Origin of the sequence: Bacillus sp. V5-8f, assembly GCF_002863565.1 — a bacterium.
In the GTDB taxonomy this organism is placed as follows: Bacteria; Bacillota; Bacilli; order Bacillales; family DSM-1321; genus Peribacillus.
The window spans coordinates 138,232-161,312 of sequence record NZ_PGUW01000026.1 but is presented as its reverse complement, the minus strand read 5'-3'; the positions used below and the strand labels follow the sequence as shown (position 1 = coordinate 161,312).

Below are 23,081 nucleotides of genomic sequence, written 5' to 3'. Positions count from 1 at the left end.
CATGGTCTTAACTGAAGAATTTTAGTTGTCTTTATAAAGAGGTAACTATAATATATAAGAGTGATTATCAAAGAAGGGATGTTTTTTCATGTTAGAAAAGATTGATGCGCTATCGATCAGTACCATTCGTACTTTGTCCATCGACGCGATTGAGAAAGCAAAATCAGGTCATCCAGGCATGCCGATGGGTGCTGCTCCGATGGCTTATACATTATGGACACAATTTATGAACCATAACCCAAAAAATCCTGAATGGTTTAACAGGGACCGTTTTGTTCTTTCTGCCGGACATGGTTCTATGCTTCTTTACAGCTTACTTCATTTATCCGGGTATGATTTATCCATGGATGATATAAAGAATTTCCGCCAATGGGGCAGCAAAACGCCTGGCCACCCGGAATACGGCCATACAGCTGGCGTAGATGCAACTACGGGTCCACTTGGCCAAGGTATTGCGATGGCAGTCGGAATGGCAATGGCCGAAAGGCATTTGGCAGCGACTTATAATCGTGAATCTTTTAATGTTGTAGACCACTATACATACAGTGTTTGCGGAGATGGGGATTTAATGGAGGGTGTTTCTGCTGAGGCAGCTTCTTTAGCGGGCCATCTTAAGCTTGGCAGATTGGTTGTTTTATATGACTCGAATGATATTTCATTGGATGGCGACCTTGATAAGTCTTTCAGTGAAAGTGTTGAAAATCGTTTTAAAGCTTACGGCTGGCAATACATCCGTGTAAATGACGGAAATGATTTGCAGGAAATTGCGAATGCAATTAAAGAAGCGAAAAGCGATGAAACACGGCCTACTTTGATTGAGGTAAAGACAATCATTGGCTACGGTTCTCCGAATAGGGCAGGAACTTCTTCCGTACATGGTGCACCGCTGGGTGAAGATGAATTAAAGCTAACAAAGGATGCTTACAAGTGGACGTTTGAAAAGGATTTCCATGTACCTGATGAGGTGTACAAGCATTTTGAAGAGTCTTGTGTTCAAGCGGGATTAAGCAAAGAAGAAGACTGGAACAACTTGTTTGCTCAGTACAAGAAAGCCTATCCGGAGCTAGGGGCTCAGCTTGAAAGTGCAATGAAGGGGGAACTTCCTTCAGGATGGGACAAAGATATCCCAGTATATGAAGAAGGAAAGAGCCTTGCTTCACGTGCTTCCAGCGGTGAGGTATTAAACGCGATCGCTAAGAACCTTCCTACCTTTATTGGCGGATCTGCTGACCTGGCGGGCTCCAATAATACGATGATCAAAGGCCAGGCGGATTATATGCCTGGTGAATACGAAGGCAGAAATATTTGGTTTGGGGTACGTGAGTTCGCAATGGGTGCGGCATTAAACGGTATGGCTCTACATGGCGGTATCCAAGTATTCGGAGGAACATTCTTTGTATTCTCGGATTACCTTCGCCCCGCGATCCGTTTGGCCGCATTAATGGGCCTTCCAGTCACATATGTTTTTACACATGACAGTATAGCGGTTGGAGAAGACGGGCCAACTCATGAGCCAATTGAACAATTGCCAGCATTGCGTGCTATGCCGAAGCTTGGCGTCATACGTCCGGCTGATGGAAATGAAGTTGCCGCTGCTTGGAAGGTCGCGCTTGAATCAAAGAACAAACCAACTACGCTTGTGTTAACACGCCAAAATCTGCCTACACTTCCAAATACGGCAAAGCTGGCATATGATGGTATTTCAAAAGGGGCATACGTTGTGTCGCCAGCTGGCAAGGAGCAGGCTGATGCCTTACTTCTTGCGAGCGGTTCAGAAGTAAATCTCGCAGTAGATGCACAAAAGGCGTTGGCATCAGAAGGGATTGATGTAGCCGTTGTTAGTATGCCTTCATGGGACCGATTTGAAGAGCAGACTAAAGAATACAAGCAGAGCGTTATCAGTCCTGCTGTCAAAAAGCGTCTTGCCATTGAAATGGCAGCACCGCTTGGTTGGGATCGTTATACAGGAGATGAAGGTGAAATTCTAGCGATCAACCATTTCGGAGCTTCAGCACCGGGAGGAAGGATCATGCAGGAATTCGGCTTTACAGTTGAAAATGTTGTTGCTCGTGTTAAAACAATGCTTGGAAAATAATATCACTAGGGACCTGTCTATGCTCGGACAGGTTTCTTTTTATTTCCTTTAAAAATTTATCAGTTTTCCATCAATAGTTATTATTTTACATACAACAACAAATAGAATATAGTAAAAACATACAGTATTTTCAGAAAACTATTCATTCGACAAAAGAAGATTTAATTTTCACCATCAAACAACATATCTTTTTATTTTTGACATATATAATAGCAAAAAGGAGTGTTTGGAGGCGGTTGGAATGAGGAATTACCGAATCTATCTGATTGAGGATGAATTTGCTCACCATTTTTATGGAAGAGAGCGTTTATTTTTCAATTTGTTTTTGGAGTATACTAATTCATCCGGCAGACAAAAGAGTATTCTGCACAAACAAATCGAATATATCACTAGGTCCATTCCTGTAGCTGCTTTAAAAAATATATTAGAAAAATTATCAATTCGAAATAAGGAATTTTTATATAAGGATGGGATATATTATTTAGAAAAGAGGACTGGAAAGAGCAAAGCAGTACTTAAATTAGGCAACGAATTTCTTGCATTGCAGGCTGACGGTAACTTCGAAGCTGAAACATCCTTTTTTGAGTGTATCCGGAAATATGAATCAGGTTTTCTGGCCATTGATCTTGAAAATCATCGGTATGGGTGGCTTAAGCCTGTAAAAGAAAGAAAATTTGTCTAAAAAGGCGATATTTTAAGCCTTGTTATTGTATAATAACCCTTGGTCTAGTACACTGTATGATAGACAACATGATAGGAGGAAATTATATGTGGGGTTATATTCTAGTCGGTATTTTGGCGTTATTAGCCGGAATAGCACTAGGATTTTTCATTGCTCGCCGCTATATGATGAGCTACCTAAAGAAAAATCCGCCAATTAATGAGCAAATGTTAAAAATGATGATGATGCAAATGGGCATGAAGCCTTCGCAAAAGAAAATTAACCAAATGATGAGTGCAATGAACAAACAGGGTATGAAGTAGGACAACCCTTGAAGCCAGACAGGGCGAGGGTTCCAGCGTTTGTTTGGTGCGTAATTGGTGAAGATAGTTAACGAAAACAACTACCTGGGGTTAATCCTTTCTCATTATTTTCGTCAATTTTGCTTAAGTTTTCTTTTGTCATCAACTTTACCACTCTTACTGTTGAAAGATTAACAGGAGGGTGGTTTTTTTATGCAATTAGAAGAAACAATTGAAGAATATTTTTATCACTGTATGGACAAAGGTTTCACACCCAAAATCATGAAAAATAAACGACAGGAAATAAAACAGATAAAAGAATTTCTTCAGGAAAAAAGAGGTATTCGTGAATTAGAGAGTATTTCGGTTCATGATTTAAAAGCTTACATAAGGCTTAAACAAAAATCTGGATTAAAACTTGAAGGTATTGTTTCAATGTGGAAAATTATCGCTGCATTTTTCAGTTGGTGCGAAAAGAAAGAATATATAAAGGAAAATATAGCAAAAAAGTGGAAACATCAAAGGCGCCTAATAAGGTTTTAAAAGGATTTACCAATGAACAAGTATGTGAAATGATTCATTCCTTCTCGAGTAAGAATTACATGGAACTAAGGAATATGGCTATTATTGCAGAACTTGCTGATTATGGCTTAAGGGCTATGGAAATTTAAAACTTAACAGCGGAAAAAATCTTTGTTAATGGAAAAGGGAATAAAGAACGAATTGTATTTATTAGCCCAGCACTAAAGAAGATCCTAATTAAATACGAACGAATGTGGACAAGCCATTCATTTGGAAAATCCATGAGGAAATATTGGGAAATAAAGCATGCGGTTGGAAAATGTGTAGCATTATTACGTGTAACCTCATCCGAGACAATACAGAGTGAAATTTTTAATGAACTTAGAAAACTACCTACGATCCAATCAGCTGGAAAATAAATTCTTGCAGATAGAAGTTACTGATTAGACTATATTCAGCGGATATTTTAAGCGTTTAACCCTAAGTACTTATACCCCTGATTGTAATTAGTATGCAAATTCTTTACTTCTTACAGTAAACCCTTGACTTCGGTTTACCGCTTTTTCATATATTGTTTTCCTATGTTGTGGGTTAGAAGTATGTAACGTAAATTTATAATGAAAACATTCACACCTATTTTAATGTAAAATTTTTCACTTATGCAGAAATTGATATATAGTAACTACCATTGGAGGGTTAAAATGAAAAATTTTCTACTGATATAATTCAATCAAAATTACTAAGAATAGGGAAGTGGCTTGGTTTTGAAGTAAAGGAAGAATATAAATTTGAACAACTAAAAGGTTTGTATACACCAAGATATGATGTAATTTGGTTATTAAATGTATCGGGACTTGATGTGCAAAAGGTCTTAAATATTCCGTTGGTTGACCATAAGTATGATCCCTTTGCAGCATTCGCAATCAAAGGATCAACAACCACTTAAAAAAATCAATTAGGCAGTATCCGGAATCTTAAACTTTCACCTTGTTATTATAATTTTATAGTAGTTAATAATGCATCTGCAGCAAAAGAAAATGATACATATAGACGTGCCATGGAAATTGTGAGAACCATCAACGTATTATGGGGGAACGACCACTCTTTCTTTTTGATGCATGCATGTTAGTAGGAATTCCGACTTTTGATCAAATGGTTTTGAGTATAAGTTCGGACAAAAAGGTTCGAATAAAAGGCTATGGCGGGGAGAAAGGCTCCATTGATGTAGCTGAGAAATTATTTAATGTTCTGGCTCAAACAAAACTACAAATTGATAATGATCGCACGCCTGATTACTTTAAATGGGCCTTCCATTTAGATGGAATATATATGCCTTCAAAGCATTTCACATATGAAGCTGTAACATTTCAGCAAAAAGAAGTGCAAAAAGACAGTCAATATTATTACAAACCGAAATTGATATGCCTGCTGGTTTTTATATAGGAGGAGGCTTTATCGGTTTCTTAATCGAAATGTCGGTACGTTTAAAAAGTGATGCTATCCATTTTCCGCTCTTATATTAGGGATAAACAAGTCAAGGAGTTGAATTTAACGAAGTTCAAACATTTTGGTTGGATGGTAGCCTCAAAAGCAATGGTATCATATATAGAGACATATAAGTCCCATTTAGGTATGCAAAACGTGGAGCATATTACAATAGAGGAGTTGTAGTCTTGAAAATTTTATTGGTGCAACCTTACGAAGACTCAATATAACTATCAGAAATTATATGACGAAGTCAAAGAGATCATTACATATGTCGGAAAGCCGTATGAGGCAGAAATAATGGACGGTTTGATGAGGGGAAACAGGAAAACGAACTGCCCTCCTGTCCGGCTTATAGGTGGAACACCCTGAAACCCGAAGACAAGAAGGCAATATCTAATTCCTGTTTTCTACTCTACGTTGCAAGATGGTGGAATAGGTTGGGGTGGAGTGCCCCAGGTATGTTTCCAGTTGACGGGAGTGTCCACCCTTGTAGGGATGCCTCTTGCATCCTATATTCCTATTTCCGGTATATAATGACCGCTAATATCATTTTCGAAAGAGTATTCCTAGTGTCAACATCATAACCATAAAAGTTGCTTAAGGGCTCCGTAGCAGAAAACGCTGTATCTTACCGCTCGGCGTTTTTGGGAGCGCATCGATGAACTCGATTTCACGCGGATACGTATGTGCAGACAGATTTCCTTTGACAAACTGACTTAATTCCATGCTCAATTCTTCACTTGGTACGAAACCTGGCCGAAGGACGACAAACGCTTTCACGATTTCTCCACGTCTTTCATCAGGAACCCCGATAACCGCGGCTTCCGCAACAGCGTCATGGCCCATCAAGGCACTCTCCACCTCAAAAGGTCCAATCCGGTATCCTGAACTGGAAATAATATCGTCCGATCGGCCGGAAAAGTAAAGAAAGTTATCCTCGTCTCGGCTCCCTGCGTCACCGGTCATGTAATAGCGCGATCCGGTCACAAAACGCTCTTCAGTCCGTTCCTTATCATGATAGTAGCCGCGGAACCAAAACAAAGGAGAACTCTCCGTATCGATGACTAACTGACCTTCAACACCAGGAGGCAATTCAGTACCCTCTTCGTTCACAACCACAACTCGGAAGCCTGGCATGGATTGACCCATAGATCCAGCTTTCAGAGGACGCTGCAGCGCAGGGAAGTGATGGTTGTTGACAACCATGCCTTGTTCGGTTTGTCCATAGTGGTCGTAAACCGGCACACCTAACTGCACTTCTGCCCAGGTGCTGACATCTGGATTCAAAGGCTCTCCAGCACTGGAAAGAATGCGCAATCCCAATTTATCCTTAAGTCCATGCGGTACACCATTTGCCCGCATCGATCGGTAGACGGTTGGAGCAGCTGCGAAGTTTGTGACCTGATATTCTTCGAGAAAGCGATAAGCTTCTTCAACGCTAAAGGGTGCATTAACCATAATAAATGTCTGACCAAGAAGTAGGGGACCAACGACACCATAATATAGGCCATAGGCCCATCCGGGATCTGCAATGTTCCAATATATATCCTCTTTTCTGAGATCGAGCCCAAATCGCATATACCCTTCAAACGCCGCCAATGCACGGATTGGAACTTCCACACCTTTGGGATAGCCAGTCGTACCAGAAGTATAGAGCAAGATAAACAAATCTTCTCCCGTAACCTCTGTGTTTTCCAAAATGGGCATTGCTTGTTCGATCGCACTCCAAAATTCGATGTCAGAAGAATCTATCCGTTCATTAGACAATGACGGGATCGTAATTACACGAATCTTGGATGTGTCAACCGCTTCAGTCTCCTTTGTCGTTCCATTTAATTTTTTACGATTGACCGAATCGGTAATTACGACACATGCACCACTGTTTTCGACTCGATGGGAGATAGCCTTTGGGCCAAATGCGGTAAACAGTGGTACATGAACCGCTCCGAGTCTCCAGACAGCAAGAACTGAAATCAGAATCTCAGGCCCTTTTGGCAACAGAATTGCCACTCGATGGCCTTTCTCAACCCCAAGGTCCTGAAGCACGCTGGCGAATTTCCTGGAAAGTTCATGTAACTGCCTATATGTATACGCTCTCTTTTCACCCGTCACATTTTCATAACGCAGTGCTACTTTGTCCTGGTCATGACGATCACAGAGTAAATAAGCAACTGAAGGTACTGCTCGGTCATATTCATTGAGCAAATTTCCTACTTGCTCTGATACATTCTCTGGCATGGTATCCGCCTCTCTTTCTTTTGAGTAAAGTTGGTAATGATCATATTTTTAGGGGTTTGTATGACCAATATGTAGCAAATAAGGGATATAGGAACCTGGAGGATACCCCTTTCTAAGAAAATTGTTTTTGTTTATTTGAAAATATAAATATTCAAAGTTTATATTGACCAGGCTCCAATTAGTAAAGGTCTAGAGGTTGACTAGTTTGATAGAGATAGGCATTACAGTCTTTTAGGCGTATTACGAAACAATAACGCCAAAATTACTGAGCATTAAGAGGAGGTGGGGCGAGACGGTCATTTCAATTCTAATATTATTCACTGTATACATTAATACTATTAAATTATTAAGATTATTGCCAATAATATGAATTTTAAGTGTTTTTGAAAATATGGTAGTCAGCTCAATTTTTTTAATGGGGTTCAGCAGAATAAATATAATGCATTCATAAATAGAAAAATTAGAATACCAGGATGGAAGTAGGATTTAGACATGGCCATCAACTGATAGGACCAGGAATGGAGCGCATCAAGACAGTAACAAGATTATCTATTCTATTGTTCGATTACTGTTTCGTGTAATTATTTAATGTAAGTATCATTTACACAAATGTTGAAACTGTTAACTTTACCTTTATAAAATGGTTAAATATACTTAAATTGCAATTTAAAAATTCTGAAATTTTAGATATTTAAGGAGGGTAAAGAAATAATTGCATTAACCATTTTTTTTGCGCACAAAAAACACATTGATTGAATGTTGTCATTAAAGTTGAAAAATTAAAGATGAATTCAATTAATGAAGGGAGTAGAAAACATGACAAGAACTGAACTCGTTTGTGGTGTAGATATTGGGGGTACATTTACTGATTGTGTTTTATTGGATATAGACGGAAATGTAGTTTATGGTAAAGCACTTACATCATATAAAGATGGATTTGAATCGGGTTTTTTTAATAGTATAGAAGCTGCTGGGGAACAAATGGGGCTTTCTACACAAGAGGTATTTGAAAGGCTGTCGAGGATTTCACATGGTTCTACGATAGCAACTAATATTGTTGCAGAAAGAAATGGTTCGCGAGTGGGACTAATCACCACGAAGGGACATGAAGATACGATTATTATGATGCGGGGCTTAGGTCGTGTAGCTGGGGAATCACCTGAAAATATTCTAAAAGTTGTTGAGATACCAAAGCCAGACCCACTAGTAAGTCGTCAGCAAATAAAAGGTATTTCAGAACGAATGGATAGTAATGGCGATGTTGTAGTAGAACTCAATGAACAAGAGATTCGGGAAGCTGTACAAGATTTAATAAATTCAAAAGTGGAAGCGGTTTCAATATCATTTCTTTGGAGTATTAAAAATCCTTCACATGAATTAAGAGCAAAAGAAATTATTCAAGAAATGGCTCCTGATTTATTTGTGACTTGCGGACATGAAGTCTCTCAAACACTTGGAGAATATGAAAGAACAGTTGCAGCAGTAATTAATGCCTATGTAGGCCCAACAACGAGCAAATATCTTGAAAAGATCCAAAAGGGGATTCATTCAAGGGGGTCTGATGCATCTTTTCTTATCATGCAGTGTCATGGCGGCATGTTCCCCGCTATCCGCAGCCGTCTAGCCCCAGTATTAACCATTGGGTCTGGCCCTGTCGGGGGGATTATGGGATGCGAAAGTTTAGCAGATGAATTAGGGTATAAAAACATTATTGGTACTGATATGGGTGGAACAACTTTTGATGTGGGCTTGATTGTAAACGGAGATCCATTGACTTCTGACCAGGCTATAGTGGATAAATTCTTCTATAATGCTCCTAATGTACAAATTCAATCCATTGGTGCTGGTGGAGGAAGTATCGCATGGGTTGATTCTTATAGTGGCGGGCTTCGCGTTGGACCCCAGAGTGCTAAAGCTAATCCTGGTCCGGCTTGTTATGGGTTGGGCGGCGAAGAACCGACAGTAACAGATGCTGATTTACTACTAGGATATATCGACCCTGAGACAGTATTCGGCACCGGTGCAGGACGGGGACTTCGTCTAAACAAAGAGTTAGCTGAGAAAGCTATTTCGAAACTTGCTGCAACACTTGGAATAAGTACCATGGAAGCCGCAAAAGGAATTGTAGACGTAGCAAATGCAAAAATGGCAAATCTGATTGAAAACGAAGTAATAGGGCATGGATTAGATCCACGAGACTTTGTTGTTGTTTCATACGGGGGAGCAGGTCCAGTACATGCGGCTTCCTATGCAGAAGATCTCGGTATTAGCACGGTTATTATCCCGGGTGAAATATCTTCGGTGTGGTCGGCATTCGGTATATCAATTAGTGACATTCGTTATGAGACTGAAAAAGAGGTCGTACTCCTTTCGCCTTTTAATGCCGAAGAATTGGAAACCCTATTTGTTGATGTAGAGAACAGTTCTAAAGATTTAGTCTACAAAGAAGTAGGAGAAGATACAAAAATTGAGTTTAAACGGTATGTTCGGATGCGGTTTAATTGGCAAAAGCATTCGTTAGAAGTTCCAATATATGCTCAAACTTTCAATGAAGAAACAATGAAAAAGGTTATAAACGATTTTACGTCTATGTACAAAGAGCGATATGGCTCTGCATCTATTCTTCCGGGGGCTCAGTTGGAAATAGAATCCATTCGGTCTGAACCTGTAGTGCGTGTGTGGAAGCCAAAGCGAAAAATGGAAGCGGTTTCAATAACAACTCCTTCAGAAGAAGCAAAGAAGCCAGAAAGATTGGTCTATTTAGGAGGAACATCTCCAGTTAAAGCACAAATTTATAATGGATCAAAGTTGTTAGGTGGAAATATAGTTGATGGGCCAGCTGTTATCGATCTGCCCGGCACATCAATTGTTATCGATAACGGTCAACAAGTACAAAAAACAGAACGTGGCGATTTTATATTAAGCTTAGGAGAAAAAGAAAAAAAGAATCATGCCAATGAACTTGTTTCTGCCATTGAAGAATCTGTTTAAGTACAAATAGTAGAAAGGGGAACTGAAGTATGGAAAAAACTCTTGCTCAATTAAAGGAATTCTGGAATGGCAAAGAACATGCCTATATACCGTTTAAACCTCTTAATATTTCTCCAAATGTGAAGCTTCACAAAGAGTATGAAGAAGAAATTGATCCGATTACTTTGGAAGTTATTAGACATAGCTTATGGGGCATAAACCAAGAACATGGAAAAGTAATTGAAAACTTGGCAGTTTCCCCCATAACCTTAGAAACAAGGGATTTTCAAACTAGCCTGCATACAGAAGAAGGAGACATTATTCTGTTCGGTCCTTACCTCCAGTACTTTTCTGGTGCAATGGATTTAATGATTCAGTATGTATTGGAGCACCGTGGAGAAAAAGGTATCAATGAAGGCGACATGTTTTTGCAAAATGATCCATGGATTGGTGCTCCCCACCAGCCTGATGTAGGGATATGTGCACCTGTTGTATGGGAGGGTAAGGTCTTTTGTTGGGTGTCAAATGTTATGCATCAAAACGATATTGGAGGAATAATGCCAGGGAGTTTTTGTCAGAATGCTCCAGATGTTTTTTCGGATCCCCCTAGCTTTCCCCCTATGAAGATTGTTAAAGAGGGGAAAATTGACCCTGAATTAGAAGCGATTTATTTAAGAGCTTCAAGAACGCCAAATAATCTTGCACTTGATTTGAGAGCAGCTATTGCAGGGTGCCACGCCTCTCAGGCCCGTATCTTAGAAATGTTAAAGAAATATGGTCCGGAGAAAGTAAAAGGCGCAATGAGAAAAATGATGAATGCCAGTAAATCTGCTTTTATGGATTTTATGAAATCTATTCCTGATGGAACTTGGAGTGAAAGAGTTTATCAGGAGGTTGCACTTACAGGGGACAGAGGGGTTTATAAAGTTGAGCTTTCTGTCACAAAAAAAGGAGACAAGCTGATTTTTAAAAACGAGGGAACAGATCCTCAGGTAGGTGCAATCAACGCTCCGTTCTGCGGTTGGAGAGGTACAATTTTATCAGCACTAAATGTTATTTTGCTTCCAGATCAAATGGGTGCAATTGGTGGAGCGATTCCTCACTTGCAATTTGATCCTACTCCTGGAACACTTACGTGTCCAGATTATGGAGCCGCTGTTAGCCCTGCGGGCATTTATTCAAATGAATTGGCGATATCGATGGCCAATTCAGTTATCAGTAAAATGATTATGTCTTCCGTAGACCCTAAAGTGAGAAAGATGGCACTAAGTCCTACTCCAGCTCAATGGCATATAAATATACATTATGGCATTAATCAACGAGGGGACTATTATGTTGGACCAATGCTAGAGCATATGATAGGTACAACAGGTGCAACTCTTAATAGAGATGGTTCATTTGCAAACGGGCTTTGGTGGGTCCCAGAAGGAAAAGGACCGAATATAGAAGCATGTGAAAGAGATTGGCCTATACTATACCTTTATAGAAATGAACACCAAGATTCGGCAGGATCAGGTCGTTTTCGGGGAGGTAATGGAGGGATATTAGCATATATTCCCTACAAGGGGCAAGTAACTTTGGGTACGCACTCATCTGAAGGAATTCCGAAAACTGTAGGTTTACAGGGAGGATTACCGGGCAGCCGTGGAGAGACTCGAATTATTAAAAATTCCAATATTAGCAGATTATTCAGTGAAGGGAAAATGCCAGCATCAACAGAGGAAATTCAAGGGCAAGAAATGTTAACAAATGGAAAAGGTATGCCTATCGATTTATCTGAGACCGATATAGTGGAATGGAATTGGGGATCGAGTCCGGGGTATGGAGACGAACTTGATCGTGACCCAGAATTGGTCCGTATAGATGTGGAAAACAGGATAATTTCTCAAGAAGCAGCGGAACAGACATATGGTGTTAAATTTACATCAACAGGATATATAGATGAGCAAGCTACTAAAAACAAACGTCTTGAAATGAGAAAGAGCCGATTTAAACAATGTCAAAAGAGTGCCCCACATAATTTGGAGGATCTCTTATCTAAAAATGTGGATATTCCTAAGGATGCGATACAAGTAGGAGATTATATGTTTGTTAATAAAAACGGTAGTGAAGCTATCAATGTAAACTGTAGTTGCTGCGGAGGAGTGATTTCCACCGGAACTCAAGATTTTAAAGCAAGCTGCTTAATTTATAAAGGGACAATTCAGGAAGCGGGCAAACATTTTGTTGATGTAGAAAGGTATATTGACCAAGCCATGTCTTTCTATCAATATTTTTGTCCGAACTGCGGAACAAGGATAGCTACAGAAGTAAAGCGAACTGAAGATGAACATTCGATAGAATTTGAAATTCAACTATAGACGAAAATTAATATATGACTAGCTTTCCTCGTTTTGGTAGGGAAGCTAGGAATATTATGTGTACCTAGCAGAAACGGAGGAAGAAAATGAATTCATTTCAATTGAATTTAAAAACATTTTTAGAAAGATCTGCACGGTATTTTCCAGAAAACGAAATTATCTCAAGAGAACCGGATAATTCGTTATTTCGATATAATTATGCACAGTTTAATGAACGAGTTCAGAAACTAGGAAATGTATTAAAATCGTTAGGTATAAAAAAAGGAGACAAAATTGCTTCATTTGCATGGAATAATCATAGACATCTCGAATTATATTTTGGAGTTCCGTGTTATGGAGCGATATTGCACACAGTAAATATTCGGTATGGTGAAAATGAAATTGTTCATGCAATCAATCATGCTGAAGATCAGGTTGTCTTTTTAGATAAAGATTTAGTACCGATAATGGAAGCAATAGCTCACCAACTCCCTAAAATTAAAGCGTATGTAATATTGGACTATACTTTACCTGAGACTAGTCTTTCTCCGGTCTTTAGCTATGAAAACCTTCTATCTATCGCGGATTCTAATTACTCTTTTGAAGAAATTGATGAGAATTCACCAGCCTCAATGTGCTATACCTCTGCTACAACTGGACTTCCAAAGGGGGTTGTTTATAGTCACAGAAGTATATATCTTCATGCATCCGCTCTATGCTTTAAAGATGTAATGGGAATTTCCGAACATGATCATATTTTACCGATCGTACCTATGTTTCATGTATGTGCTTGGGGCATACCCTATGCTGCTATAGCTACAGGGGCAAAGTTAATACTACCTGGTACACGACCAAAAGCAGAAGACCTTTTGAAATTAATTGAGTCTGAGAAAGTTACATTTTCAGCTGGTGCTGTGACACTAGGAATTGATATGTTGACGATTCTAGAAGAAAAAAAATATAACTTGTCAAGTTTGCGTCAGCTTATGCTGGGAGGACAAGCGATACCACAAGTTTTAATTGATAAGTATTACCAACGACATGGAGTCCCTGTTGTACAAGGATTTGGTGCGACGGAAACTTCTCCGATTGTAACCTTTTTTCATATTAGACGAGACCAAATGAGACTAAGTAATGACCAAAAGAATGAAATTCGATCAAGACAAGGAATGCTATTGCCTGGATTAGAAATGAAGATTGTAGACGAATTGGGAAAAGAAGTCCCGTGGGATGATGAACATATGGGGGAAATTTTGGTCCGCGGTCCATGGATTGCAAGTGAATATTATAATGACAAACGATCAGACTCCGGTTTTGCTGATGGATGGTGGAAGAGTGGGGATATTGCAACTATAAACAAACATGGATCGATACGTATAGTTGACAGGGATAAAGACGTCATTAAGAGTGGAGGAGAATGGATATCGTCAGTCCAATTGGAGAATGAACTAATGGCTCATCCAGATGTTTTAGAGGCTTGTGTCGTTGCAGTTAACGATGAAAAGTGGTTAGAGCGACCGATTGCTTGCATCCTGTTAAAAAGTAATCAAAAGGGAACACATCGTGTAGAAGAAGCACTAATTGAATGGCTCACTCCAAAGTTTCCTAAATGGTGGTTACCTGATCAATTTATGTTCGTAGAAGAAATTCCAAAGAACGCAAACGGTAAATACAACAAAAAATTGTTAAGGGAAATTGTCAACCAAACCAGGCTTTCTAATCAAAGCTAATTTTGTTAAATAGTACTGCAAGTGGAACGGATGAGCGTGAAAGAAAAGACAGAAAGGAATATAGCAGATGAAAGATTGGAAAGAAGAGTGGAAACCATTGATTCAAGCAGTAGGTACAAATTTTAATGAGGACACGAAGTTATGGGGCGCAGACCATGTTGAACGCGGTTCTATTCGTCAATTTCTCGAACCACTTGAGTTCGATTGTGCTCTTCACTATGATAAAGCTGTTGCAAATGAAAACGGTTATAGCGATATTGTTTCCCCTTACAGCAGCCTATTTACATGGATTATTCCCCCTTACTGGAAACCGGGAATGGATGTATTCACCAGTGCCGAAAGAAACGCTCCAGCTACCGAACTTCCGTTATTGGTAGTAAAAACTGATTTAGCACCTCCAACCCCTTTTTACTTTGCAACAAATGTTGAGGTTGACTATATAAAACCCGTAATAATCGGAGATCGACTTTGCCGTGCCGGAGATGTGTTGCTTTCTTGTGTTCCGAAAGAAACAAAAGTCGGACGAGGAGCATTTCAAATTTGGGAAACAAAAATACAAAACCAAAAAGGACAGCTCGTCGCAAAAATCCGTTTAGAGACATATCATTATTTTCCACATGAATAAATTAAATTATACAAAAATGGAAGGAATCAATATATATGGAAAACAAGCTGCAACGTTATTGGGAAGACGTTCATATAGGAGAAGAAATCCCATCATTACATTTTCCGCTTAGTGTTTCCCGGCTGGTTATGGCAGCCGGTGCAAATCGTGATTTTAATTCCATTCATCATAATTCAGAGTATGCAAGAGAGACGGGTGCTCCTGATATGTACGCAAATATTATTTTCCTTTACGGAATGTGGGAAAGGACGGTCCGGGAGTTTATCGGTCTCTCGGGTACTATTAAAAGTGTAAAGGAATTCCGTATGAAAGTCTTTAATACTGTAGGAGAGACGGTTGTGACTAAAGGTATTGTCAAAAAGAAATGGCATGAAAATAATGAGTCCTTTGTAGAATTAGAGATATGGTCTGAAAATTCAAAGGGTATTTCAGTAGGCCCTGGACAAGTTGTTATTGCTCTACCTAAGAGAAATCAGTAAAGACTTGATTTTTAAAAAATTTCTTGTTTGCTTTTAAAATATAAAGGATCTAATAATTTTTATATGTAACTGTTAACTATCAAAAAAGGAGAACAGTGAGAAAGATAGAGTTAGATCGTTCTTTTTTAGTGTTTAGCTTTTTATGAACAGTAAAGTAAAATTTCGATTTTAGGAACCTTAAACTTTCGGTTTCACAGATAGTAGCTCTTCATCGTGGGATGTCACATCAGAAATAAGATTTTTAACTAATCTCTAAAAAATGACAATTGTTTCACGCATTCCCTGCAAAAACAAATGTAGAGCTGGCCCTCAAAAATGAAAAGTATTTATTTAGACTATATCTTAATGATTCGTTAATATGTATTAATTTTCATGGTTATACATTTAAGAAATTCCTTTTCTATAGTAGACAGGTATTTATTTTTTGCATGTATGCAAATCAAGTGAAGGATAGGGTTATTCTTATTATCAACATAGGGAATCATGATGATCTCTCCATTTTTAACAAGAGGGTCGTGTTTCATTATATCCGTTGAAAAACCGATTGCTAAGTTATTTGCTATTACGTTTTTAATTACATCATCATTGTTAGAGTAAAAAAGAACTTTCCCTTTGCCATATGTTGAGAATATTTTTTTCCAAATCTCCTTTGCGAATTTTTCGTTTCGCATAACTAAGGGATATTGGAGCATTTCTTCAGGATATATTACTTCTTTATTAGCTAAAGGGGAATGTTTACTGACAGAAACCCTGAATTTTGGTTGATAAAGCGAACGGGATGTCAAGTCTTTAGAGACAGTTTTAAACGTTTCATCTGACCCAAAAATGAAACCTAAATCTAGTTGATAGTCTTTAACCGATGTAATAATATTTTCCGTGCTGTCTTCGTTAATTTCAATTTGTATATTGGGGTTATCATGTTTAAATGCATATAAAGCTTCAGGAAGCACCGTCGAGAAGAAAATTGGGGATGAGGATATTGATAAATTACCCTTCATCAGACTTGATTTCTGGCCTAATTCTTTAAGCTCTGTGACTTTATTCATGATATCGTAGGATAATTTAAGAACATTCTTTCCCTCCTCTGTGCAAATACTTCCTGAACGCGATCTTTTAAAAATAGGTATTCCTAGCTCAGACTCAAGATTTGAAATCGCCTGGCTGATAGCAGAGTGTGATACGTGTAAAGTTTCAGCAGCTTTAGAAATAGTTCCTTTTTTTGCAACTTCTAGAATGTACTCTAGTTGTTCAAAATGCATATCATGCCCTCCTTTATGCCCGAAAATTCATCAAGGTAAAATTTACAAACATGCTAGTATTCTTTATTTTAAGCGCTTACTTAAGTTCTAACAAGGTAATTATTTTGTATGTACAAAAGAGCTATTAACCATAAAAAACCGTTTGGACTAACTATTTAATATGGAGGGGACACGGTGTCTCAATTATTATTAGAGCAGTGTAAGGAAGTTTTAGTTGTAGGTTGTGGATTAATGGGTGCTGGTATAACTCAAGTAGTTGCACAGGCAGGGATTAAGGTTGTTGTTGTCGATAGGACGGAAGAAGATCTCATAAAGGGAAAAAAACGGATTGAGAAATCTTTAAAAAAGCAAGGTGTTACAGAAGTCGAGGAAATAAAAAAACGAATTACCTTCTCTACTCAATTAAATGATGGGAAAAATGCCAATTTGGTAATTGAAGCAATTCCTGAAAAACTAGATTTAAAAAAAGAATTGTTTGTTAAATTAGATAAACTTTTAAAGCCGGAAGCTATTATAGCAAGCAATACTTCTTCCTTATCTATTGCAGCCATGAGTTCGGTTACGAAGAGACCAGAGCGGGTGATAGGATTACACTTTTTCAGCCCTGTTCCGATTATGAATCTGCTGGAAATTGTAGTGTCGATTAATACATCTAAACATATTGTAGAGTGGGCAAAGGCTTTTGGAGAGCAATTGGGAAAAAAGACTATTATAGCAAAAGATTATCCAGGATTCACTGTAAATAGAGTACTGGTACCGATGCTAAATGAAGCTGCTTTTCTCGTTATGGAAGGAAATGAACCATTAGAAATAGATAAGGGCATGATGCTCGGTGCTAACCATCCTATTGGACCGTTAAAACTATCTGATATGGTGGGAGTTGATGTTGTATTGCATACATTGGAAAGTTTATACCAAGGATACAATGATTCCAAATATCGTCCGTGTCCTTTATTAAAAAGAATGGTGGAAGCTGGTCATCTTGGCAAAAAGACTGGAAGAGGGTTCTACGAGTATAAATAATTCTTCTAAAAGTGACTATATAGGTGGATACGGAACACATACAAAAGTCCAAGTTGATATTGAACCCCATCTACAACCATATTCTAAGAATACCTGCTCAGCGACAATCTAATTAGTGTCAATTACTACTGGATGTTATGCATGTGAATAAATATAAAAAGTCGGAGCCGTAATTTTGGCTCCTTTTTAGTATTTAAAGAAATAAAGGTGTTGCCTGTATCAAGCTAGTTATTTTCTTGGGTATTCCGAGTGGCTACAATTGAACCCGCTCCCTATCTAGGTTCTGAAGTTTGTCACTGACACGAAGATATGCAATACTTTGGAAATCATAACACTCGCTTTAAATTCAAAAGAGCCCATAAGATAATGATTCCACCTCCATAAGTTGTGGACAAGGTTTTTATACCCTTATGTAATTTAACGCAGCCTTATATTGATCGGGAGGTTGAGGATAGAAATAAAACCAATAGCCCAGTAATTTGATTGTTATTTACTGTGGTGGTTATGGTGCCATTTAAAATATTTTTCTGTTGCTCTGTTATAATGAACACACTCGCGACCTTCTATTTTTGTAATGTATTCTTGCAAAGCACTAGGTAATAGTCGTGTATCTTGTAACGCGCGAACGGTACCGTCGATCATAGAAAGAAACCCTTTTTTATAAAGTTCGTCACATCCAAAGGCACACATGGGCATAACAATATTTTTATTATCTAGTTTTTCATCCTGGGAACAATCGGCCCTCTTTTTGATGTGAGCTGCTACTAAAAATTCAATTAGATATTCTTTTCCGCATATACAACACATGTCTGTGTGTTTATTGTTAAATAATTCCTTTCTTAAAAAGGCTTGTTCTCTACGGCCTTTTGCAAGCCTAATAACATCCAATATGGAGTGTGTTTTTGTGTTTGTGAAATTTATTAGTAATGGGACGTTCTGGCCGAACCGTTCTTGTTTGTTTGCAGACAAATGTAGGCGAGGCTTAGCATCATAATATTATGTTAATAGGTTAATTATAGGAAAATTATTCCGATAATACATTAGAGTACAGACAAATAGGGGGAATAATTTTGAAGAAACTATTTTTAACAACGCTGTTCTTTGCAATCATTTTGAGTTTTACTTTTTCTACACAAACCGACGCTGCTTCAGGATTTAAGGTTGTACCATATAAGTACAATAAAATCGAAGATCTTAAATATCCGCAAGTCAATGGACTTCAGAATAAAACAATGGAAAAGAAAATCAATAATATCTTGTTAAATGAAATAAAAAAGTCCTACAAGGAATATTATGAGTTGGAAAAATTCAAACAAGAAGAACCTGATTATACAGGCGACTGGTATCATACAACTAAATATTCTATCAAATATAATGACGGTAAAACACTTAGTGTTTTGTTCTTTACGGATACATATGGTGGGGGAGCAAGAAACCACATTTACGTAAAATCTTATAATTTTAATATGAGTTCTGGTACTGAAATAAAGTTAGATAATCTTATGACAACAAATGCAAAGAAACAAAAACTCGTAAATTACATTAATAACTTAAGTAAAAAACATGATATTTTCCCTGAGGCATATAATTACCAAGATTTAAAAACATCCAGTGAATTTGTGTATACAAAGGGTGGAATTATCTTAAATTTTCAAGAGTACACAGCTTGGGCATCATCTGAAATGCCAGTAATTAAGGTAGCACAGTCTATATATAAGTAATTTTGATTTAGAGCTACTGAGCTAAAAACGGTTCAGTGGTTTTTTTTATTTTGTTTAGGGGAGATAGTAGAATGAAAGATTTAATATCATTCCACTCAAAGGAATTAAGTATTAGCAAACGATGCAAATAAAAAAATAGTGACACTACCAATCAACAATCCGGCTGATTTCACCGGATACACAGACGGAATATGATAAAACAATGGCGTTGAAAACTCCGGCTTAATGTCAGAGTAGGACGAATTGACGTAATAAAAAATTAAAATCCCTTGATAAACTAATTCATTCAATTACAATATCATTATAAAATATAGTATCTGATATTTGTTTTTATGAGAAAAGGGGAACTTTTAATATGTTACTGCATGGGAAATTTATGAAGCAACTAGGAAATTTAACGAGGAATGATAAACAATCTAATGATGAGATTACTTTAATTTATCAAGAAGACGAACTGTTTTACTTAGCGCTAGATCAAGAAGTTGAAAGAACCAGACCTATAAAAATTACATTTAATAATGTAAAACTTAGCGAAGAATCAAAACTACTCAAGAAGATTTCTAATTGTTCGAATGGAAAAGATGTTCTCCAGCGCATTTTTGAGTTTGCGGTACTCGTACCAGAATTGTTTGAAATCTACGCTGAAAAGGATTTAAACAAACTAATTGAGATATACGAAAAACAAGGAAAAGAAATTATTTTTGTTCTTTATGAAGCGTTATTTGTATATGAGGAAGAGTCAGAATCTTACGTTATTATTCTTAAGCCAAATAAATCTGCTAAAGATAAACCTTTAATGAGTCCTTTTCTAGCATAAATTGAATACAAGGAAACACATGGACGATATTATTCACTTATTAGAATCGTCTTTTGCGTTATGTAACACGTAGTTATAGAGGAAAGTAGGATCATTATGTGACACAGAACACCACTGAAAAGTAGGTGTATTTTTTATGATTTAAAAAAACTCTAGGACAAAAGTATTGTAGCTTGATGGTAGAAAAAGTTAATATTTACATGTAGATATAACAAGGGGGATAAAAAAATGCCATTTAGAAAGCCAGTTTCTACACAAGGTGGACTTACTTTTTGGACTAACATTAAGCAGGATTCTAATTTTATTATGCAAAAGCATAAGACAGGTTTATGGCCTTATAAATACAGAATCCTAATGAGGGAAAACAGTAAGGAAATTGCTAACGCAAATGACCAATACACGATTGATTTAGATTGGGAATACTTACAAAATAATGCTGTTCCAAGATTACATGAGCAAGGATTTTTAGATATTAATAAAATTATCGAGGATATAATTAAAAGTAAGATATAAACATACATAAGCATGATGTATTGTGGAGGACTGTTTTTCAGTCCTCTATTTTATGTGTCTAAATTAAGGTGGGATTAATGCTCGCCTTTTTTGATTGGAGGTTTAACGATGAACCCAGAAGTAAGGGTAACAAAACTAGAAGACAGGGTGACAAATCTGGAGACTCGTGTAGCAGTAGCTGAATCTAATATCACAGACATCAAAGAAGACTTATCATCTATAAAAAGCAATACGACTTGGATATTGGAATTATTATAGGTGCTATTGCTATGGGGTTGCTTGGACTGTTAATGAAAGGTGGGGGATAACTTGAGGTTCAAAAGTTACGCTCTATGGATGTCCATTGTATCTCAAGCGTTATTGGTCGCTCAATTAGGGGCGGCTTTATTTTTTAATTACAACATTACTTAGGAAGTCAAAACAGAAATCATTGCTTTCGTTGATGCTGTATTAGTCCTTATATCCATCATGGGAGTTATAATTAATCCAACCACGGACAATAAAGGCTTTGGAGATGATAAGGAAGGAGGGATCGCATTATGTCAAAACAAAACCAAAAGGATTCCAATTTCACACCTGAAACAATAGGCGGAGAAAAAGTAGTAATATCAGCATCTGATTTAGCTGGTTTGGATGATCGCACGACTTTAGAAACAAATCGTTCAGGTGACGATTTAATGAACGGCACACCTGGGAACAATCGTTAAAGAAAGACAAAACCCACAATATGAGTTGAACTGCACCCCAATTGTTAGTAAAGGCTGGCAATAGGGGTCGCAATTTTGTAACTAAACAATCTAAATAAAAGTATCGCTAATGACGGCGAATTTATTAAATTGCATCCACCGTTTTGCGTCAAATTTTACCCCATCCACTATTCCTCTTACTGTCATCCCATCCAGACCATGCATAATGGCTAGGATGTTAAACTTTTCATTTTCTTGAAAATTACTTCTGACGTAGTTGTCCAAAATCATCGCATCTTCTTTTGTTGCCTTTCCATCAAACTCGATGGCAATGGTGATATGTCTTGACTCGGCAAAATAGTAGCATTGAACTGTCCTCCCCTTTTGCAATTGCTTTATGATTTCCCTTGCACAGCGATATTGAAACGAATTCATGGGAAAAGTTAAAAGGATTTTAGTGTAATATGACGAATTAAGTAGAATAATAATGTCTAAAGGGGGAAAAACATGGCAGGAATAAAGAGGAGCATTAACTACAAAAACCTGGTACCCCGAAAAAATGGTTTTGTTTTTAAATTTCTTAAAAAGGGCCATCATTTTATCCATACATTCATTGAAGGGGATTTCCTTGATAAGGTTGGGATATGTGCAACTGATGTAGTGGGCCATACGTTATATGATTTTTTGCCTGAAGACAGTGCGAATCAAAAACACATGTATTACGATATGGCATGGAATGGGGAAACTGTGAATTACGAAGGGAGCTTAAATGGCTCTTACTATGTGGCCTGTTTGAGTCCCATAATAATTAATTCTTCTACAATTGAAGTAAACGGCACAGCGATTGACATCACAATAGAAAAGAAGAATGACATGAAGGTTCACGAAATGGAAAAGCTTTCAATGGTTGGGGAACTGGCAGCAGGGATTGCACATGAAATTAGAAATCCCTTGACTTCTATTACAGGGTTTGCCCAAATTTTGAAAGAAACAATGAATGACGTACCGACGAAAGAATATCTAGATATCATGCTAAGTGAGTTAGACCGGATCAATAAAATAGTAAATGAATTTATGTTTCTGGCAAAACCGCGTGATACGATAGAATTTAAAGAAACAGATATAAAAGAATTAATAGTGAATGTAGTAAAATTTATGGAGCCGCAATCCAACATAAAAAGTGTCAAAGTGAATACCGTACTAGAATCCTCCATAACAGCTTTATGCGATCCGAATCAGATAAAACAAGTCCTTATTAATGTGATTCAAAATGCCTTGGAAGCTACGTTGGAAACCAATAAAAATATCGACCTTATACTAAAAGCAGGCTCGGAGAATAATTATGTTATCCAAATCATTGATAATGGTTCTGGAATTTCAGAAGAGAGGCAAAAGACACTCTTTGAACCTTTTTACACTACAAAAGAAAAAGGTACTGGACTTGGGTTGATGATTTGCAAGCGAATTATAGAAAACCACCATGGAACAATTGAAGTCGAAAGTAAACCAAACCGAGGAACAGCGGTCACCATTTCTTTGCCGAAATACGGTGAGTTTCATTCGATTAAGGCATGAAGTGGCTGCTAAATAATTTGGAGTATAAGATAGGCATA

At 37.6% G+C, this 23,081-nt stretch carries 21 protein-coding genes; 17 read left to right on the top strand and 4 right to left on the bottom strand.

What is annotated here, in order from left to right; all coding sequences use genetic code 11:
* Positions 1–88: 88 nt before the first annotated feature.
* The 5 genes from tkt to CUU64_RS21225 all read left to right on the top strand — a co-directional run bounded on the left by tkt (position 89) and on the right by CUU64_RS21225 (position 5,023).
* Entirely contained in the window at positions 89–2,095 is a 2,007-nt protein-coding gene (tkt, locus tag CUU64_RS21245; RefSeq protein WP_101635657.1) for a transketolase, read from the top strand.
* A gap of 241 nt (positions 2,096–2,336) precedes the next feature.
* Entirely contained in the window at positions 2,337–2,777 is a 441-nt protein-coding gene (sirA, locus tag CUU64_RS21240; protein ID WP_101635656.1) for a sporulation inhibitor of replication protein SirA, read from the top strand.
* A gap of 86 nt (positions 2,778–2,863) precedes the next feature.
* Entirely contained in the window at positions 2,864–3,079 is a 216-nt protein-coding gene (locus CUU64_RS21235; protein WP_101635655.1) for a YneF family protein, read from the top strand.
* Positions 3,080–3,271: 192 nt separating this feature from the next.
* The gene (locus tag CUU64_RS22865) at positions 3,272–3,601 is read left to right on the top strand and encodes a phage integrase SAM-like domain-containing protein (RefSeq protein ID WP_257985625.1); all 330 of its coding nucleotides are present in this window, start codon (positions 3,272–3,274) and stop codon (positions 3,599–3,601) included.
* A gap of 1,101 nt (positions 3,602–4,702) precedes the next feature.
* Entirely contained in the window at positions 4,703–5,023 is a 321-nt protein-coding gene (locus CUU64_RS21225) for a hypothetical protein (RefSeq protein ID WP_101635654.1), read from the top strand.
* A 642-nt stretch (positions 5,024–5,665) separates the two neighbouring features.
* Here the strand turns inward: CUU64_RS21225 and CUU64_RS21220 are convergent.
* A complete protein-coding gene (locus CUU64_RS21220) occupies positions 5,666–7,306 on the bottom strand; it encodes an AMP-binding protein (RefSeq protein ID WP_101635653.1) in 1,641 nt (546 codons plus the stop codon).
* 816 nt (positions 7,307–8,122) lie between these two features.
* On the opposite strand from CUU64_RS21220, the gene CUU64_RS21215 reads away from it, so the two are divergent.
* From CUU64_RS21215 to CUU64_RS21195, 5 genes are all read left to right on the top strand, one after another.
* Positions 8,123–10,297, top strand: coding sequence for a hydantoinase/oxoprolinase family protein (locus CUU64_RS21215; protein WP_180954707.1), 2,175 nt, complete (start codon positions 8,123–8,125; stop codon positions 10,295–10,297).
* Positions 10,298–10,326: 29 nt separating this feature from the next.
* Positions 10,327–12,636, top strand: a complete 2,310-nt coding sequence (locus CUU64_RS21210) for a hydantoinase B/oxoprolinase family protein (RefSeq protein ID WP_101635651.1) — start codon at positions 10,327–10,329, stop codon at positions 12,634–12,636.
* A gap of 86 nt (positions 12,637–12,722) precedes the next feature.
* Entirely contained in the window at positions 12,723–14,345 is a 1,623-nt protein-coding gene (locus CUU64_RS21205) for a long-chain fatty acid--CoA ligase (RefSeq protein ID WP_101635650.1), read from the top strand.
* A 67-nt stretch (positions 14,346–14,412) separates the two neighbouring features.
* Positions 14,413–14,970 (top strand): FAS1-like dehydratase domain-containing protein, encoded by a 558-nt coding sequence (locus CUU64_RS21200; protein WP_101635649.1) that lies wholly within the window; start codon positions 14,413–14,415, stop codon positions 14,968–14,970.
* 35 nt (positions 14,971–15,005) lie between these two features.
* The gene (locus CUU64_RS21195; protein WP_101635648.1) at positions 15,006–15,449 is read left to right on the top strand and encodes a hotdog family protein; all 444 of its coding nucleotides are present in this window, start codon (positions 15,006–15,008) and stop codon (positions 15,447–15,449) included.
* A gap of 353 nt (positions 15,450–15,802) precedes the next feature.
* On the opposite strand, the gene CUU64_RS21190 is transcribed toward CUU64_RS21195, so the two are convergent.
* The gene (locus CUU64_RS21190; RefSeq protein WP_101635647.1) at positions 15,803–16,708 is read right to left on the bottom strand and encodes a LysR family transcriptional regulator; all 906 of its coding nucleotides are present in this window, start codon (positions 16,706–16,708) and stop codon (positions 15,803–15,805) included.
* 174 nt (positions 16,709–16,882) lie between these two features.
* Between CUU64_RS21190 and CUU64_RS21185 the strand changes: the two genes are divergently transcribed.
* On the top strand, positions 16,883–17,731 hold the full coding sequence (locus CUU64_RS21185; protein ID WP_257985624.1) for a 3-hydroxyacyl-CoA dehydrogenase family protein: 849 nt from the start codon (positions 16,883–16,885) through the stop codon (positions 17,729–17,731).
* A gap of 486 nt (positions 17,732–18,217) precedes the next feature.
* Here CUU64_RS21185 and CUU64_RS21180 read toward each other — a convergent pair whose 3' ends face one another.
* Positions 18,218–18,619, bottom strand: coding sequence for a hypothetical protein (locus tag CUU64_RS21180; protein ID WP_142383666.1), 402 nt, complete (start codon positions 18,617–18,619; stop codon positions 18,218–18,220).
* Between the two features lie 182 nt (positions 18,620–18,801).
* On the opposite strand from CUU64_RS21180, the gene CUU64_RS21175 reads away from it, so the two are divergent.
* The 5 genes from CUU64_RS21175 to CUU64_RS22270 all read left to right on the top strand — a co-directional run bounded on the left by CUU64_RS21175 (position 18,802) and on the right by CUU64_RS22270 (position 21,489).
* Positions 18,802–19,452, top strand: a complete 651-nt coding sequence (locus tag CUU64_RS21175) for a DUF4163 domain-containing protein (protein ID WP_101635645.1) — start codon at positions 18,802–18,804, stop codon at positions 19,450–19,452.
* Between the two features lie 355 nt (positions 19,453–19,807).
* Positions 19,808–20,269: a hypothetical protein gene (locus CUU64_RS21170; protein WP_101635644.1), complete on the top strand. Its 462-nt coding sequence runs from the start codon at positions 19,808–19,810 to the stop codon at positions 20,267–20,269.
* Between the two features lie 228 nt (positions 20,270–20,497).
* Positions 20,498–20,782: a hypothetical protein gene (locus CUU64_RS21165; RefSeq protein ID WP_101635643.1), complete on the top strand. Its 285-nt coding sequence runs from the start codon at positions 20,498–20,500 to the stop codon at positions 20,780–20,782.
* Positions 20,783–20,890: 108 nt separating this feature from the next.
* Complete coding sequence (locus CUU64_RS21160; protein WP_257985623.1) at positions 20,891–21,040, top strand: hemolysin XhlA family protein; 150 nt, start codon at positions 20,891–20,893, stop codon at positions 21,038–21,040.
* Between the two features lie 281 nt (positions 21,041–21,321).
* Positions 21,322–21,489: a hypothetical protein gene (locus CUU64_RS22270; protein WP_180954706.1), complete on the top strand. Its 168-nt coding sequence runs from the start codon at positions 21,322–21,324 to the stop codon at positions 21,487–21,489.
* A gap of 90 nt (positions 21,490–21,579) precedes the next feature.
* Here CUU64_RS22270 and CUU64_RS21155 read toward each other — a convergent pair whose 3' ends face one another.
* Positions 21,580–21,858, bottom strand: a complete 279-nt coding sequence (locus CUU64_RS21155; protein WP_101635642.1) for a SpoIIAA family protein — start codon at positions 21,856–21,858, stop codon at positions 21,580–21,582.
* A gap of 117 nt (positions 21,859–21,975) precedes the next feature.
* On the opposite strand from CUU64_RS21155, the gene CUU64_RS21150 reads away from it, so the two are divergent.
* Positions 21,976–23,043, top strand: coding sequence for an ATP-binding protein (locus CUU64_RS21150; protein WP_101635641.1), 1,068 nt, complete (start codon positions 21,976–21,978; stop codon positions 23,041–23,043).
* Positions 23,044–23,081: the final 38 nt, after the last annotated feature.